Below are 16,019 nucleotides of genomic sequence, written 5' to 3'. Positions count from 1 at the left end.
TAACCAGCCCCGATTTATTTGTCATTGGCTTACTTGGCAGCCAGCATGGCATCTAACCGTTGCTTCAATTGTGCAGGAGGCAAGTAACCTGGCATCAGTGTGCCATTATCCAGCACCAGCGCCGGGGTTCCTGTAACACCCGCTGTTTGACCCGCCTGATAGTGTGAGGCGATGGGGTTGTCACATTGTTGCGGATCAACCGGCTCACCAGCCTTGGCCATGGTCATGGCATTTTGCTGATCTTTGGCACACCACACATTGACGGCTTTGTCAAAGGATGCGCTTTGTAAGCCAGCTCTGGGGAAAAACAGATACGATACACCGATACCCAATTCATTGTATTGTGCCATCTCAGCATGTAATTTTCGACAATATCCACAATCGATGTCAGTAAAAACTGTGACGTGGTATTTCATATCTTCAGGATAGAAGTTAATGCGTTGTGCAGCACCAATGCCTTCAATGAGGTCTTTACGGATCAATGATTTTTTCTGATCAGTTAAATCGATTCTGTTCTCGATATCAAACAGTGATCCGTTGATGATGTATTTACCATCTGCACTGATGTATAAAATCTCACTGCCCCGACCCGCATCAACCATGACCTCTTTGATGTCTCCAATTGGAGTTGAATTCACTTCAACAATTTTGACTGCTGAACTGGTGATCTTCTTCAAAGCTTCTTCAATGACAGCCTGGTCTTCATTGGCCATCAGTTGCGTGGTTAACAGGGTAGCTAAAATAAATAATAATGGTTTCATGGGTTTTCCTTCATAAATTTGCCAATTGGACCGCAGATGGGTTCAATAGTTTTAAAAACCATCACATTCTAACCAAGCTGATGAAATATACCATCAAAAATAATTATTATTTAAATGGCATCAACCACGCGGGTGATGTTGATGATGAAGTTGCTTGAGTTTTTCTTTGGCCACGAGGGTGTAAATCTGCGTGGTTGATAAATCACTGTGTCCCAACAGCATTTGTACCACCCGTAGGTCTGCGGAATGGTTAAGTAAGTGCGTGGCAAATGAATGCCTCAGGACGTGAGGTGAAGGCAAAGGCAAAATACCGGCATCACCGGCGTGTTTCTTAATTCTGTACCAAAAAGCCTGACGACTGATGACACTGCCCTTTTGGTTATAAAACACATACTTTCCGGCAGACGCATAAGGGACATGTTGTTTTTCCCTGAGGTATTTTTCCAGCCAGTAAACAGACTCTTCACCCAAAGGGATTAACCGCTCTTTACCACCTTTACCCGTTACTCTGACCACCCCCTGGTTTAAATTCAAATGATTGGTCTCTAATTGAGTCAGTTCAGAAACCCGCATTCCAGTGGCATACATGACTTCCAACATGGTTTTATCCCGCAGACCAAGAAAACATGCGGTGTCAGGCTGATTAAGCAACTGCTCAATCTGTTCCTCAGACATGGGTTTTGGAATAGAACGCCCTGACCTAGGCATCACCACCCTGGTAAATGGGTTTGTTTCAATGTGTCTGGAGTGTTGTAGAAAGACATAAAAATGCCTGGCTGATGAAATTTTTCTGGCCATACTTCTGGCGTTAAGCCCCCGTGCTGACAAGTGACTGCTGTACGCCTGAGCTTGTTCATTGCTCAGCAAAAATGAACCATCATTGGCATTTTCACAATAATGAAATAATTGACGAATGTCTGTTCGGTAGCTGGTAATGGAATGGTTGGAAAATCCTTTTTCCAACCGCAGATACATCAGGAATTGATCGAGCAGATCATCCTTTATAATCATCCCAGATCAGGGCTGTGTTTGAGCCGTGGCTTCGGCTTCGGCTTTTCGCTCCAATGTGGTTAAATGAGACAACCATTGTTGTGCATTATTACGTGATTTTTCGAATTTAATCGCGTTGTTGAATGCAGTACGTGCTCTGCCATAGTTTTTCAATGATGCCTGACTCATACCCAACATCAACCATGCATTACCGGTTTTATTCTCATCCAAACCGCCTTTTTCCAGCGCTGAAGTGATTGATTCAACCGCATTGGCCCACTGCTCAAGATCAAGGTACAAGTATGAACGGGTCAAATCCATTTCACCGTCAGTAGCAAATTCACTGGCTTTTTCATAAGCCTTGAGTGCTTTTTGCAACTCACGTGATTCATACCAAACAGCTCCTGCCTGTTTCCAATTTTTGAAATTGGACTCAACTTTACCGCCATCCAGTGCAGCTTGTAAGGTCGCAGCAGCTTTGTAAGGCAAGTCATTGTATGAATAAAGTTTAAACAATTGCAAATAGTCGCTTTCTTTATCAAACAGGTTCTTACGGAAAGCCATTTCCCAAACTGCCAATGACTGTTTGTCTTCCTTTAAAGTAAACAACACTGAGTGCAATTGCATCCAATATGTTTTCTTGTTGGGCGACATGGCAATCAAAGTTCTCAGAACATCAGCCATTTCTTTGTATTCAGATAACTCAGAATGCATGGCCAGCAACAACTGATACCAGGACTCTTTGGGTTTGTCTGACAACTGAATGGCTTGCTTGATGGCCGCTTTGCCCTCACGAAACTGTTCCAACTGAGCATGGGCATTGGCTTTGATTGCGAATGCACTGTCAGGAATCTCATCCACCATGGCCATGTAATCTTCCAGGGCTTTCAAACCACCACGGTGATCTTCATTGAGCATCAGCAACTGTGCATAGCTGAGCATCATTTGAAAATGCGTGGTGTTTGGCAGTGAATCGTAACCAATGGCTTTTTTGAAGTTATTGGCAGCAGCCGCATAGTTGCCCTGAGAAGATTCAATGTGACCCAACAACTGATAAATAACACCCAACACATAGGCATCACGTTCATTCAGTTTGGCAGTCATGGCCGTTAAGCCAGCTTTGGCTTCAGCGTATTGTTCATCAGCCAGCATTTCACTGTACCTGGTGATCTTTTTGCTCTGTGGTTCACTCATCAATCCCACAGAACCAGAAGGTTTTCTGATTGGATTATCAGTTTTGAGCGCACCTGCATGAACAGTAGATATGACCATACAAAGCAACATTAAACCAGTTTTTTTAAACATAGTGATTCTCCGGTTAGTTATCAGGCAAATCAAACTCAATGGTTTGCGTGGCTATTTGTTCCACACCCTGACCGTTGACAACTTTGGGCTTGAATTTAAATTTCAGAATAGCGCGAATGGCTTCACGGTCAAAAATTCTGCGTGGTTTAGAATCAACCACTTCAGGATTGGCAACCGTACCCGTTGGTGTGATGGTGAATTTAACTTTCACCCAACCTTCAATTTTCGCCATCAAAGCTTTTCTGGGGTATTGAGGTGCAATTCTTACAATCGGAATCACTCCACCCTCTTCATTCATATTGACCTGCCCCACTGCGCCAAGAAACGGACCATCACCACCCAAACCCAAACTCAAATTTGGAATGTTTGGTGTTGGCATGTTGTTCACAACCTGTTGGTTTTGTTGAACATTCATTTTTGGCGGTGGAGGTGGCTCCTTTGGTGGAGGTGGCTTTTTAGGAATGCGTCGTGAACGTTGCTTGACCTCATCTTCCAACTTGACTTTGGTGAAATCAATGTTGGGCAAATCATCGTCAGCGTTCAGGTTCTTCGCAGCCTGATTCACCAGGGTGTGCATCACCAGATACAACACCACTGTGATCACTGCTGCAGCAAATCCAACTAAGATGTAGCGTGGCAGACTCATTTTTATGACCCCTGGCCTTTTTCAGCCGCAATAGAAATACTGGCCACTCCTGCTGACTTGATCTGATCCATGACTTCTACCAGGTCACCTGTACGTGAACCCTGGTCTGCAATGATCACAGCACTGGCTTCGGGATTTTCAGCATGCATTTTTTCTACCCTTGAGCGAACAGCCCGCAAGTCGACTTCCTGCTTGTTGATCCAGATCGCACCGTCATCTTTGATGGCCACCAAAATATTACCTTTTTTCACCTGCTTGGCTTGTGAACTGGACGGCCGGGAAATATCAACCCCGGTTTCCTTCACAAACGAAGTGGTTACGATGAAGAAAATCAACATAATGAATACCACGTCCAACATGGGCGTGATGTTAATTTCTGCTTCGTCTTCATGAAAATGTCTTTTTTTCATATCATTTCTCTCGTTACATAAATCTGACCCAATGAACATTCATTGGTTCAAATTTATTAGTGTGATTGCATGCGATCTTCTAATTTATCGGTTTCAACAATGGCTTTGTGCTTGAAATAAGTGGTGAAAAACACCCCTGAAAGCGCCGCAACCATTCCCGCCATGGTGGGGATGGTGGCTTTAGATACACCACCGGCCATGGCTCTGGCATTACTGGTACCAGCAATGGCCATGATGTCGAATACCTGTAACATACCGTAAACCGTGCCGAACAGACCAAACAGCGGACTGATGGCCACCAGTGCCTCAAGAAAACCCAGACCTGAACGCAACTCAATGGAGGCTTCAGACACCTTGGCTTCTTTGATGCGCTTGGCATACCACGTGGTGGTATCCTCTCTGGCATCCCAGTCTGCAATGATTTTATTTCTCAGTTTTGGGTAGGTTATGAAGTAAAACCAGGATCGCTCAAGAATCATCAACCACATGACAAACAGCAAGACCAGGATGGCCCAGAGTACCGGGCCACCCATGTCAATAAATGCCAATATGTCATACCATCGCTCTTTGAGCCAAAACATATTTATTTCTCCGCCATCTTGGCAACAATGCCAGCACTCTGTTCTTCAAGAACCTGAGTCTGTTTGCGTGCCATAGATTGCAATACGGAATGCAACACAGTCAGTGGAATGGCCACAACCAGACCCAATACTGTGGTTACCAGTGCCATGGAAATACCACCAGCCATAGATTTCGGATCACCGGTGCCCATCAGGGTAATCATCTGGAAGGTTTGAATCATACCAACTACGGTACCCAGCAGACCCAGTAACGGCGCGATAACGTAAAGCACTTTGATGAATGACAAACCAGATTCCAGTGGACCGGTTTCACGCAAAATGGCTTCATCCAGTTTCAGCTCCATGGTTTCAATGTCGGAATCAGGATTCTCTGTGTACACAGACATGATTCGACCCAATGCGTTATTCTGGTTAGGCTGTTTTCTCTTCAATTGAGACTTGATCTTGCTGCCTGAGAAGAACAGCATAAAGAATTTGATGATCGCGATGATCAAACCAAACGCACCCAGTGACAGGATCACATAACCAACGGGTCCACCCTGATTGATTTTTTCCTGGATACTTGGGGTTTGTACGACCAACTGCAAAATGGTGCCTCGGGTATAATCAACAGGGACCTGAGCCAAACTGCCTTGTTGTGCGTTGACAAAGCTTCTGGCCATACTGGCGTATTGAGCGCCTGGCTGTTTAGGCAAACGCAGCAACTCACCTTCACCGGTTCCGGTGCCCGCATCAGCGGCTGATTTCCAAACCAGGAATTTACCATCTGAGTCAAATGCATTGAAAGTACCTACACGGGTTACCTGCACATTTTCTTCAACTTCACCTTGCTCATCACGAACACTGGTGGTGAATCGAGAAATTTTACCTTCCTCAATGATTTCACGTTGAGTCTCAACCCACAGCTGTCTCAGCTCCTGGATGTTTGGCAGTTTTGCCTGTGAAGCCAACTGAGTCAGGAAGTCCAATCGACTGTTGTCAATTTCAGCAGATGTCATGGACTCTTCAATGGCACCTCTTAAGTCGCCAGCCAGAACCTTAACAGTACCTGCCATTTCACCCAGATTACCAGCCCGTTCAGCCAAAGTGGTTTCCAGATCAGCCAGGGTGATTTCATTTTCGTCAAAAGCAGTTTTCAACTCCTCGGTGCGTCTTTCCAGAGCAGCCAGTTGATTTCTGGCCTGAGCCAACAGATTGCGCTGCTGATCTCTTTGCTGTCTGAATTCTGCTTCACGGCGTTGGTTTTCCTGTGAACTTTCTGTTGCTGCACGCTGTACCACATTCAACAATTGATCCAGAGACATGTCTTGAGCTTGTGATGCGAACGACATCAAGCCAAGAGTCAATAAAGTGATGATTTGTTTTTTCATTGTTTATTCTCCTGAAGCCTGAAAAAGAATGGGCAGACCGACCAGATTAGGAGCCGCTTGCTTGGCTGCAATTCTGATGCCTTCTTTGATGGAAGAGTTATACTGCTCAGGCAGTTCTTCAAAGCGTTTAGTCTGGGTATTCCACCATCCCGATTTTTTCTCATCCAGGGTTTGGTACAACAGTGCCGTACGACCGATTTGCAAGAAGTTAACTTTCACACCACCTTCAATTTCAGCCGAGTAAGTCGACACAGAGCGACCATAATCCAGTTCAATCTGGTAGGCCTCAGTCACTTTACGGTATTTTTCAGAAGTGGTTACATTGGACGCATCCAGCATGTTTTCCAGCTGAACCACACGTTGCAATCGGGTGTCGATGTAGAAGGGGATGTCAGCTTCGATGATTTTTCTCAGCATATCAACCATTTCGATGACCATGGGAACCACAGCACGGTTGGTAGATTCCAATTCAGCCATTTGCTCATTCATGGACTGAATGGTGGCGTTTTGGTCGTTGACAACGGCTTCGAGCTGTTGGTTGTATACCGTTAAACTTTCAATTTCTGAGAGCACTGTTCGGTATTGAACCAATAACTCCTCAGTCTGATCACTGAGGCGATCAATATTGTTTTGTGAATTTGCTGCTGCATTGTTGGTGTTGGTTACCACTTGTACGGCAGTTTGTAACTGTGCAAAACTTGCAACTGAAGTTACCAATAAAGCCAAAACAACCAAACCTTTGGTCAATCGAGCTTTAGAAATTTGAGATATCAACATACCTTCCCTTCCATAATTAATTATTAAGAAAATGTGAGGACTGATGTCATCATGCGTACCAGAAAAGGCCCATAGAACAACAAAATTAAGTCCGCACTCGACTTAGTGGGGAACAAGAATAACTGCCTTTTTTGAAAAATTAAAGTAATAATTACATAAATTTATCATTTTTTTTCATCGCCATTGTCAGACAAATTCTTTAAAATCCATGCACCTCAATGCTTTAGAGATCAAATGTCAAATCACCGTCACAGTCAACTTTGGAAACACCTGGCAGCACTTGTCTACGACATTTTTCCTATTTTGGCCATATGGCTGATTACGTCACTGATATTTGTCATGTTTCGTGGCGGTGAAGAAATCAAACCCGAAACCCTGTGGTTCCAGATAATTCTGCTCGCTGAAGTTTATTTCTATTTCGCTTATTCGTGGAAAACCGGCGGCCAGACGCTGGGCATGAGGGCTTGGAAACTGGGTATTGAACATCACCGGGAACTATCCTGGCCACAGGTCAGTCTGAGATTTATGGCAGGGGTTATTTCCACCTTGTTGCTGGGCATGGGCCTGTGGCACAGAATCTGGCAAAAAGATCAGAAGACCTGGATGGACCTGGCCTGCCAGCAACGGGTGGTGGACCTCAGCGTCAACCAGTGAGCCAACGCATGCGTCCGGAAAGCTGCAACAGCAGTGCCACAATCAGCAACATCGCCGGCATGGTGGTCACCCAAAACGGATGCACATGATACACTTCGCCAAAGTTCAATAAGGTCTTGTTAATCAGGTATACAACAATACCAATAACGATACCGATCACCAACCGTTGCGCAAAGCCACCCGAACGGGTTTGGCCGAACAACACCACCACCCCACACAAGGCAGTGGCCATGACCAACAATGGAAATGCAAACTTTGACCACAGGGCAATCCGGTACGAAGACTGCAGCTCACGTTGCTGGTCATTGAACTGCTGAAATTTGCTGATGTCGCGAATGCTCAGGTATTTGGGCCGCGTGGTACTGATGTTGAGGATTTCCGGCTCAATGCGGGAATCCCAAAACTGCTGCCCAAGGGTTTTAACCTGCACCCCGTCATCAGCAAAGACCGACACCTTGAGATTGAGCAAACTCCATTGCCTGTTCTGGTACAAAGCCTGATCTGCCTCAGAAACCCGAATCAATTTCTTGTCTTCCAATTCAAACACCGTTACTCCGGTCAATTCGTAACTGCCTTCAGTATCGCCCGCCTTCATTTGGTTGGTACGGAAAATCACATCACCGTCCCTCAGCCAGATGGCATTGGTCACCGAAGTCGCCTTTCCCTGAGAAATTTGTTCATTACGAAATTGTTGCGCCATCTGGTCACCTTTGGGGGCCACAAATTCGCCCATCCAAACCACACCACTGAGCCAAATCAGCACTGCCAACAATACCACAGCAGCAATTTTCAGTTTGCCCACACCCGATGCCATCATGACCACCAGCTCAGAGCCACTGGCCAACGCCCCAAGACTGACCACCACAGCCACCACCACACTGACCGGGAACAACTCATAAATTTTACTGGGTACGGTCAGCATGACATAGAAGAACACATCACCAATGGTGTAGACTGCAGTGATGTCATTCAATTCTTTGATCAGATTGAACAACACATCAATGGACAACAGCAACATCACCGCGAGCAACAATCCAAAAGAAAAGCTTTTAAAGATATATCGATTGAGTATGCCCATCATCACAACAACTCTGAGGCTGTGGCTGGCAACCGCGGTCCATCCAGCGCGCGAATGCGCCAAACAGCATATACAATGAACAACAGGTATACCCACCATAAACCAACCGGCATCATGATTTCCCCCTGCTCCAACAATGAATGGCCAATGGTCAGCAGGTTCACCATGAACGCATAAGCCAGAATGCCGATCACCAGATTAATGAATTTGGCTTCCCGGTGAGACGTTTTTGACAAGGCCATGGCCACCATAAAAAGCACCAACACCGAGCAGGCCGGGGTCAACCGCCAGTGCAACTGAGCCTGCTCAATCACATCATCTGAAGACAGCAGGTCTAGCGTGGGTTTTGATTGTTCATCCAACCGCGCGATCTGCTCATCAAGATCTGGCAATTTAATGTCATTGCGTTCAAACTGCATCATCTGGTATTCGTTGGTGCCTGGAATACCTTCATTGCGGTAGCCATTGAACAAAGCAATGTACTTATGACCATCCTCCTCAAACTGGTAACCATACTCGGCAGTCACGGTATCAATTCTGTCCGGATGGTAGATGTTGGCAAATACATTTTCTACCCGCTGGGTTTCAGGTTCAATTTTTTCGACAAAAATCACCCCCTCATCAGAGAAAAACTTTTGGAATTTTCCTTCGGTTAATCCCATCAGAGATATTTGCTCATTGGCCTGGGTAGTCAACTCTTTGGAAATCCTGGCGGCATTGGGTGCCACCACCAAAGAAATCACCAGCATCAGCAAAAACACCACGGCCACCAATGGCAGTAAAGCTTTGGCAATTTTTTGGGTTGACCATCCAAAAGCATGTAGCATCACCGCTTCCTGATTCCGGTACAACTGTGACAGTGAGGCCAACACGCCCAAATAAAATGACAACGGAATCAATATACTGAGCACCTCAACGGATCTCAGACTGAGCTCTATAAACAACAGCTCCGGTGGCAGCACACCCCGGGCAATGGCCCGCAACGTCGAAGTAAACAGCGTACCAATCATCAGCAAAAACAACAGCATCAATACCACACCTGTGGTTTTGATGGCTTGTTTCCTGAGGTATCGGGCAAGTATCTGCATGCATGGTTGACGATTTGAGTGGTCAGGCATTTTAACAGAAGATATCAACAGATCGCATCTGTCCGATCATTTTAATGGTTTTTTTTGACCTTATTATATAGGGTCAGCAATTGTTTGTTTGCAAAAGACAACAAAACCTCATTGAGCGACAAACACACGTCCCCCTGTGTCACTGTCCGTCATCATGACAGATGAGTCCATTGATCACTGTGGTTCAATGATACTGGTTTATTCATCAAATAGACTGGTTTATATCCTGCAGGTTGATTAAAATGCCCAGTTCGATCAATTTTGGAGCTCACACATGAAATTAAAATCAACCACCCAATCAGTCAATCAGTCAACTGCTGATCATCTGATCATCGGCCATTTTGCAGACCAGGATAACAATGAACTCATCGGCCAATTAAGCTCCACCGTACAGCAACAATTCGAAGCCCGGCAAGCCAATAAGGATTTCACCGGGAAACCAGGTCAACAACAGGCTTTGTATGCAGACAATGGACAGGTCATCATTGTCGTTGGATTGGGAAAAAGTGACAAACTGACGCCCACAGCCTTGTACGACGCCAGCCACAAAGCGACCCAAACATTGGCCAAATCCAGAGCCAGCAAGGTTGGCAACTTCCTGCCATTGATTGACGCCACCAACATCAACAGCGAATTGATTGCCAAACTGTTGACATTGTCTTCCGCCCATGCGGAGTACCGCTATGAAGACACCAAGTCATTCAAAAAAGATAACAAACACGCACTGAAAGAAATGGAAATGGGCATTACCGATACCCAGCAACAGGCTTTCACTGAAGCCAAAGCCATGGCGGCAGGAGTTCATGCTGCCAGGCACCTGGGCAACAATCCTCCCAACATTTGCAATCCAGCTTACATTGCCGAATACGCCACCAACATTGCCAATGCACATGACGACTGTGAGATTGATGTACTGAGCCACAAACAAATGAAAAAAATGGGCATGGGTGCACTGCTGGCAGTAGGCCAGGGCAGCCATAACAAACCCAAAATGGTGGTATTGACCTACCGTGGGGCAGATCAGGATCAGGCACCCATCGCTTTGGTTGGTAAAGGCATTACCTTTGATACCGGCGGCATCTCACTGAAGCCGGGTCCCAACATGGACGAAATGAAATACGACATGTGTGGCGCGGCCACCGTGATCGGCGGCTTTGTGGCTGCAGTCGAACTGGGGCTGCCTATCAATCTGATGACTTTTGTTCCGGCTGTGGAAAACATGCCTGATGGCAAAGCCTACCGGCCTGGCGATGTGATCACCTCTTATTCCGGCAAGACCATTGAAGTGCTAAACACCGATGCAGAAGGTCGCATGATTCTGTGTGACACACTGACCTATGCCCAGGAATTCAAACCTGCTGTGTTGCTTGATTTTGCCACCTTAACAGGGGCTTGTGTTGTGGCCCTGGGACATCAGGCTTCAGCAGTAATGACCAAAACTGAAGGACTGGCAGAAGACCTGAAACAAGCAGGGTTGCAGGCCCACGACCGGGTTTGGGAATTGCCACTGTGGGATGAATACCAAAAACAACTGGACACCAGTTTTGCAGACATGCAAAACATCGGCGGATTTCCAGCCGGTACCATCACCGCAGGCTGCTTCCTCTCACGTTTCACCGAAGGCCAAAAATGGGCCCATGTAGACATCGCCGGCACTGCCTGGAATAACAAGAAAGCAGGAGCAACCGGAAGACCGGTCGCGATGTTGGTGCAATACCTGATCAACGAAAGCCAGAAATAACCTCAACCGAGCTGACCAAACCGAAATGATTGACAAATACGACCCATCCCTGATTGAAACTAAATGGTACCAGTCATGGGAAGAGCAAGGCCTGTTCAAACCCAACGCCGAAGGCCAGGAAACCTATTGCATCATGATCCCACCTCCCAATGTGACGGGCACGTTGCACATGGGACACGCCTTTCAGGACACCATAATGGACACCCTGATCAGGTACCAGCGAATGCAGGGCAAAAACACCTTGTGGCAACCTGGTACGGATCACGCTGGCATCGCCACACAAATGGTGGTGGAACGGCAACTGAATGCACAGGGGACCTCACGGGTTGAAATGGGTCGTGAAGCCTTTGTTGAAAAAGTTTGGGAATGGAAGGAACAATCGGGAAATACCATCACCCAACAACTGCGCCGTATGGGGGCTTCCCCTGACTGGAGCAGACAACGCTTCACCATGGATGATGGTCTGTCTGCAGCTGTGCTCAAGGTATTCGTTGATCTCTATGATGAAGGGCTGATTTACCGTGGCCAGCGACTGGTCAACTGGGACCCGACACTGAACACCGCATTGAGCGATCTGGAGGTCGAATCAATTGAAGAAAACGGCTTCATGTGGCACTTCAATTACCCGGTTGCGGATGATCAGGGGCAAGCCACTGACACATTTTTGACGATTGCCACTACCCGCCCTGAAACCCTGTTGGGTGACACGGCTGTCGCGGTTCATCCTGACGATGAACGGTTCAAACACTTGATTGGCCAACACGTGCTGTTGCCAATCTGTGATCGCCTGATCCCAGTCGTTGGAGACGAGCATGCCGATCCGGAAAAAGGCACGGGTTGTGTGAAAATCACCCCTGCACACGATTTCAATGACTATGAAGTCGGTCAACGCCACAACTTGCCGATGATCAATGTGCTGAACAAAGACGCCACCATCAATCACAATGCCCCGGAAGCATTTCGTGGCATGCCGCGTTATGAGGCCAGAAAAGCCGTGGTCAGCGCCATGGAAAAAATGGGCTTACTGGTTGAAACCAAACCCCATGTGCTGATGGTGCCAAGGGGCGATCGCTCAGGTGATGTGATCGAACCTTTACTGACCAATCAGTGGTATGTGGATGCCAAAACCCTGGCCAAACCGGCGATTGAAGCGGTTGATAACGGCGACATTAAATTTGTTCCTGACAACTGGAAAAACACCTACTACGCCTGGATGAATGACATCCAGGACTGGTGCATTTCCAGGCAACTGTGGTGGGGACACAGAATCCCAGCCTGGTATGACGAACAAGACAATATCTATGTGGGGCTTGATGAGACCGACGTACGAACCCGTCATCAATTGGGGGATGAGGTTCGACTGACTCAGGACAACGATGTACTGGACACCTGGTTTTCATCTGCACTGTGGCCATTTGCCACCCTGGACTGGCCGGCACAATCCAGGGAACTGGCCACTTATTATCCCACCAACGTATTGGTGACCGGTTTTGATATCATCTTTTTCTGGGTGGCCAGAATGATTATGATGGGTATCAAATTCATGGATAACATCCCATTCAAAGAAGTTTATATCCATGGCCTGGTGCGAGACTCACACGGTCAGAAAATGTCCAAGTCAAAAGGCAATGTTCTGGACCCCATCGACCTGATCGATGGCATCAGCCTGGAAGCGCTGTTGAAAAAACGAACCCAGGGACTGATGCAAGATCAACCTGAGAAAATCGCCAAAATCAAACAAGCCACAGAAGAAGAATTTCCTGAAGGCATCAAACCCTATGGTTGCGATGCCATGCGATTTACCTTTGCCTCTCTGGCCAGCACCGGTCGAGACATTAACTTCGACATGGGTCGGGTCGAAGGCTACCGGAATTTCTGCAATAAAATTTTCAACGCCTCCCGTTTTGTCTTCATGAACACCGAAGACTTCACGCTGCAACCGGCTGACAGTGAACAGGCCTCAACGGTTGAGCTGTGGATCATTTCGAGGTTACAACACTGCATTGCTGAGTACCGCAAACAAATGGACCGATATCGCCTGGATCTGGCCAGTCAGACCATTTATGACTTCTTCTGGAATGAATACTGTGACTGGTTCCTGGAACTGTCCAAACCCTTGTTGAAAACAGCATTGCGAAACCAGGTGCAAAACACCTTGATCAGGGTACTTGACCAGGCCCTGCGGTTGTTGCATCCCATCATGCCATTTGTCACTGAAGAAATCTGGCAGGAAGTCAAAACACGCCTACAGTTGTCTCACAAATCAATCATGATCAGTCATTTCCCTGAAGCGAATGACCAGCTGATCAATGACCAGGCAGATGCCGCCATCAAGTGGATCAAGGGGGTCACCCTTGCGGTGCGACAAATTCGTGGTGAGATGAACATACCACCATCCAAAGCACTGACAGTGATGCTGTCTCAGACCAACGATGCCGACCGTGCATTACTGAATGAACACGGCGCCCTGCTGAGCACCATGGCCCGGCTTGACGAAGTCAGCCTGTTGTCTGCTGATCAGGAAGAACCACCCGCGGCTACGGCTTTGTTGGGTGAGATGAAAATCCTTATTCCACTGGCTGGATTGATCGATGTGGCCGAAGAAAGCCAACGCATTAACAAACAAATCGACAAGATTAATCAGGAAATCAAACGGGCACAAGGCAAGTTGAACAATGAAAAATTTGTCAGTAAAGCACCGGATCATTTGGTAGCAGCAGAACAACAAAAACTTCAACAAAACACCACTGCCCTGAAAGAACTTGAGGAGCAATTAAACAAACTCCAGGAGCTGTGAAATGATGGGCAACAGTCTTCAGCTGTTGCCCAATTCCCATAGACACTACCAATCAGGACCCGCCTTGGGTAAAATGGTTGTTATTAGTCATTCACCTGAGTTATGAAGTTGATCCTCATTCTGGGACTGCTGGCCAGCAGTTTTGTCCTGAAAGCTGCCTGCCCAACTGAGCAGGCTTACCCTGATATATATTTTCCTGAACTCACCATTGAAACCACATTGGGTAATGTGGTGGTTGAACTCGACCCCAACCGGGCACCCCTGACTGTCAATCATTTTTTGCATCATGTGAAACGCAAAGCTTATGACAATAACCTGGTGCATCGGGTGGTCCCAGGCTATGTGATTCAGACCGGTGCATTCAATGCTGACCTCAGTGAAGCTTACAGTTGTGGTACAGTGTTCAACGAATCCGGCAATGGATTGAGCAACCAGCGAGGCACCATCGCCATGGCTCGTTATGATGACCCACATTCGGCAGGGAGCAGTTTTTACATCAATATCGGTGACAACAAAAACCTCGACCCCAATCCGAAATCCTGGGGCTATACCGTATTTGGCTATGTGATATCGGGCATGGAAGTGATTGACCAAATGGCAGAACATAAAACCGCATTCAATGCTGAACTGGACGCCCAGGACGTACCCGTTGAGCCCATCATCATCAAATCCGTGAGGCTGAACCAATGACCGAAGAATTCATTCGCTTTGAGAAAGACCCCGAATTGTGCCAGATATTCATCAGTGGTGAAGTTGACCTGTCCAATTCAGGAGAGTTAAGAAAAACCATTTTAGGCGCGTTGAAAACCACGCCCGCCGTCAAGGTCAACCTGTCCGGAGTCGAATACATCGATTCATCCGGCATAGCCGCCATGGTGGAAGGTTTGCAATTTGCCAACAGTCACAGCAAATCATTCTATCTCTGTGATCCCAGCCCTCAGGTGCGTTCGATACTCGAACTGGCCCGCCTGGACCAGGTGTTTGACATTGACTAAATTCCTCATCAGTCGGATCGAGTCTTTGGGCATGTGGTCCTACCAGGCCATAGAGCGCCTCGGATTCGCCATGCGTTTATTTTGGGACAGTTTTTACTGGCTGATCATTGGCCGCCGTTACAAACAGCGGGTGCGCCTGGCTCAAGTGATTGAGCAAGTCAGGGTCAATGGCTTTGATGCCCTACCCATCGTCATGGCACTGTCCTTTGTGGTGGGCATGATGTTATCCATTCAACTGCTGTATGCCTTGTCTGACTTTGGGGCCGAATCTCAGGTATTATTGGCCATAGCCAAATCAGTGACCCGGGAATTTTCACCACTGATCACCGGTGTCATTGTGGCTGGCAGGTCTGGTGCCGCGATCGCTGCCCGCATCGGTTCACAAGTGGTGTCCCAGGAAATCGACGCCCTTAAAGTCATAGGCATTGTGCCAGTCAGGTACCTGGTGCTGCCACCGCTGCTGGGACTGATGATTTCTATGCCATTGCTGATCATCTGTGCCGATGTGATGGCCATATTTGGCGGCGCCTTGTTCAGTGTTCAAAAACTGGACATGTCGATCAGTGCATACATGCTGGAATCATTCAATGTACTGGTGGTGGGTGATGTCTTACAGGGATTGATCAAATCAGTGGTGTTTGGCATCATCATTGTGCTGGTTGGAGCCACCACCGGCTTTTATGTAACCGGCGGTGCCGAAGGTGTGGGTAAAGCCACCACCAGTGCCGTGGTGATCTCCATTTCTTTCATTGTACTGGCTGACATGATCGCCAGTTACTTCCTCACCCAATAAACC

16 protein-coding genes are annotated in these 16,019 nt (G+C 47.2%); 6 read left to right on the top strand and 10 right to left on the bottom strand.

What is annotated here, in order from left to right:
- Positions 1-29 precede the first annotated feature (29 nt).
- From B0475_RS02195 to B0475_RS02160, 8 genes are all read right to left on the bottom strand, one after another.
- Positions 30-761 (bottom strand): thioredoxin fold domain-containing protein, encoded by a 732-nt coding sequence (locus B0475_RS02195; protein WP_077409770.1) that lies wholly within the window; start codon positions 759-761, stop codon positions 30-32.
- A 120-nt stretch (positions 762-881) separates the two neighbouring features.
- The gene (xerD, locus tag B0475_RS02190; RefSeq protein WP_077409769.1) at positions 882-1,772 is read right to left on the bottom strand and encodes a site-specific tyrosine recombinase XerD; all 891 of its coding nucleotides are present in this window, start codon (positions 1,770-1,772) and stop codon (positions 882-884) included.
- A 6-nt stretch (positions 1,773-1,778) separates the two neighbouring features.
- Positions 1,779-2,945, bottom strand: coding sequence for a tetratricopeptide repeat protein (locus tag B0475_RS02185; RefSeq protein ID WP_198538072.1), 1,167 nt, complete (start codon positions 2,943-2,945; stop codon positions 1,779-1,781).
- A gap of 124 nt (positions 2,946-3,069) precedes the next feature.
- Positions 3,070-3,702 (bottom strand): energy transducer TonB, encoded by a 633-nt coding sequence (locus tag B0475_RS02180; RefSeq protein ID WP_077409767.1) that lies wholly within the window; start codon positions 3,700-3,702, stop codon positions 3,070-3,072.
- A 2-nt stretch (positions 3,703-3,704) separates the two neighbouring features.
- Positions 3,705-4,112, bottom strand: a complete 408-nt coding sequence (locus tag B0475_RS02175; protein ID WP_077409766.1) for an ExbD/TolR family protein — start codon at positions 4,110-4,112, stop codon at positions 3,705-3,707.
- Positions 4,113-4,168: 56 nt separating this feature from the next.
- Entirely contained in the window at positions 4,169-4,693 is a 525-nt protein-coding gene (locus B0475_RS02170) for a MotA/TolQ/ExbB proton channel family protein (protein WP_077409765.1), read from the bottom strand.
- 2 nt (positions 4,694-4,695) lie between these two features.
- Positions 4,696-6,063, bottom strand: a complete 1,368-nt coding sequence (locus B0475_RS02165) for a MotA/TolQ/ExbB proton channel family protein (protein ID WP_077409764.1) — start codon at positions 6,061-6,063, stop codon at positions 4,696-4,698.
- A gap of 3 nt (positions 6,064-6,066) precedes the next feature.
- Positions 6,067-6,840 carry a DUF3450 domain-containing protein gene (locus B0475_RS02160; protein ID WP_077409763.1) on the bottom strand — a complete coding sequence of 258 codons (774 nt, stop codon included), beginning with the start codon at positions 6,838-6,840 and terminating at the stop codon, positions 6,067-6,069.
- A 234-nt stretch (positions 6,841-7,074) separates the two neighbouring features.
- Here B0475_RS02160 and B0475_RS02155 point away from each other — a divergent pair, with 234 nt between their 5' ends.
- Complete coding sequence (locus tag B0475_RS02155; protein WP_077409762.1) at positions 7,075-7,494, top strand: RDD family protein; 420 nt, start codon at positions 7,075-7,077, stop codon at positions 7,492-7,494.
- Here B0475_RS02155 and lptG read toward each other — a convergent pair.
- Together lptG and lptF are read right to left on the bottom strand one after the other, a co-directional pair.
- Positions 7,484-8,575, bottom strand: coding sequence for an LPS export ABC transporter permease LptG (gene lptG / locus B0475_RS02150; protein ID WP_157892638.1), 1,092 nt, complete (start codon positions 8,573-8,575; stop codon positions 7,484-7,486). The genes B0475_RS02155 and lptG overlap by 11 nt on opposite strands.
- Positions 8,575-9,660, bottom strand: coding sequence for an LPS export ABC transporter permease LptF (gene lptF, locus B0475_RS02145; protein ID WP_157892637.1), 1,086 nt, complete (start codon positions 9,658-9,660; stop codon positions 8,575-8,577). The genes lptG and lptF overlap by 1 nt, the downstream gene beginning before the upstream one ends.
- Before the next feature lie 304 nt (positions 9,661-9,964).
- On the opposite strand from lptF, the gene B0475_RS02140 reads away from it, so the two are divergent.
- The 5 genes from B0475_RS02140 to B0475_RS02120 all read left to right on the top strand — a co-directional run bounded on the left by B0475_RS02140 (position 9,965) and on the right by B0475_RS02120 (position 16,016).
- A complete protein-coding gene (locus tag B0475_RS02140; protein WP_077409759.1) occupies positions 9,965-11,431 on the top strand; it encodes a leucyl aminopeptidase in 1,467 nt (488 codons plus the stop codon).
- Between the two features lie 25 nt (positions 11,432-11,456).
- The gene (locus tag B0475_RS02135; RefSeq protein WP_077409758.1) at positions 11,457-14,228 is read left to right on the top strand and encodes a valine--tRNA ligase; all 2,772 of its coding nucleotides are present in this window, start codon (positions 11,457-11,459) and stop codon (positions 14,226-14,228) included.
- Between the two features lie 102 nt (positions 14,229-14,330).
- On the top strand, positions 14,331-14,918 hold the full coding sequence (locus B0475_RS02130; RefSeq protein WP_077409757.1) for a peptidylprolyl isomerase: 588 nt from the start codon (positions 14,331-14,333) through the stop codon (positions 14,916-14,918).
- On the top strand, positions 14,915-15,223 hold the full coding sequence (locus B0475_RS02125; RefSeq protein WP_077409756.1) for an STAS domain-containing protein: 309 nt from the start codon (positions 14,915-14,917) through the stop codon (positions 15,221-15,223). Before B0475_RS02130 ends, B0475_RS02125 begins: the two co-directional genes overlap by 4 nt.
- Positions 15,216-16,016, top strand: a complete 801-nt coding sequence (locus tag B0475_RS02120; protein WP_198538071.1) for an MlaE family ABC transporter permease — start codon at positions 15,216-15,218, stop codon at positions 16,014-16,016. The genes B0475_RS02125 and B0475_RS02120 overlap by 8 nt, the downstream gene beginning before the upstream one ends.
- Positions 16,017-16,019: the final 3 nt, after the last annotated feature.

This window comes from Marinicella sediminis (genome assembly GCF_002000055.1).
GTDB classification, from domain to species: Bacteria; Pseudomonadota; Gammaproteobacteria; order Xanthomonadales; family Marinicellaceae; genus Marinicella; species Marinicella sediminis.
Note: the sequence above shows the minus strand (reverse complement) of the source record. Positions and strands in the feature narration are given on the sequence as shown.

Excerpts from the sequence above, each read along its gene's own strand:
- B0475_RS02175 (WP_077409766.1), bottom strand. The coding sequence starts at position 4,112 with ATGAAAAAAAGACATTTTCATGAAGACGAAGCAGAAATTAACATCACG.
- B0475_RS02170 (WP_077409765.1), bottom strand. The coding sequence starts at position 4,693 with ATGTTTTGGCTCAAAGAGCGATGGTATGACATATTGGCATTTATTGAC.
- B0475_RS02180 (WP_077409767.1), bottom strand. The coding sequence starts at position 3,702 with ATGAGTCTGCCACGCTACATCTTAGTTGGATTTGCTGCAGCAGTGATC.
- lptG (WP_157892638.1), bottom strand. The coding sequence starts at position 8,575 with ATGATGGGCATACTCAATCGATATATCTTTAAAAGCTTTTCTTTTGGA.
- B0475_RS02185 (WP_198538072.1), bottom strand. The coding sequence starts at position 2,945 with ATGAGTGAACCACAGAGCAAAAAGATCACCAGGTACAGTGAAATGCTG.
- B0475_RS02125 (WP_077409756.1), top strand. The coding sequence starts at position 14,915 with ATGACCGAAGAATTCATTCGCTTTGAGAAAGACCCCGAATTGTGCCAG.
- B0475_RS02135 (WP_077409758.1), top strand. The coding sequence starts at position 11,457 with ATGATTGACAAATACGACCCATCCCTGATTGAAACTAAATGGTACCAG.
- lptF (WP_157892637.1), bottom strand. The coding sequence starts at position 9,660 with ATGCAGATACTTGCCCGATACCTCAGGAAACAAGCCATCAAAACCACA.
- B0475_RS02155 (WP_077409762.1), top strand. The coding sequence starts at position 7,075 with ATGTCAAATCACCGTCACAGTCAACTTTGGAAACACCTGGCAGCACTT.
- B0475_RS02140 (WP_077409759.1), top strand. The coding sequence starts at position 9,965 with ATGAAATTAAAATCAACCACCCAATCAGTCAATCAGTCAACTGCTGAT.
- B0475_RS02165 (WP_077409764.1), bottom strand. The coding sequence starts at position 6,063 with ATGAAAAAACAAATCATCACTTTATTGACTCTTGGCTTGATGTCGTTC.
- B0475_RS02160 (WP_077409763.1), bottom strand. The coding sequence starts at position 6,840 with ATGTTGATATCTCAAATTTCTAAAGCTCGATTGACCAAAGGTTTGGTT.
- B0475_RS02130 (WP_077409757.1), top strand. The coding sequence starts at position 14,331 with ATGAAGTTGATCCTCATTCTGGGACTGCTGGCCAGCAGTTTTGTCCTG.
- xerD (WP_077409769.1), bottom strand. The coding sequence starts at position 1,772 with ATGATTATAAAGGATGATCTGCTCGATCAATTCCTGATGTATCTGCGG.
- B0475_RS02195 (WP_077409770.1), bottom strand. The coding sequence starts at position 761 with ATGAAACCATTATTATTTATTTTAGCTACCCTGTTAACCACGCAACTG.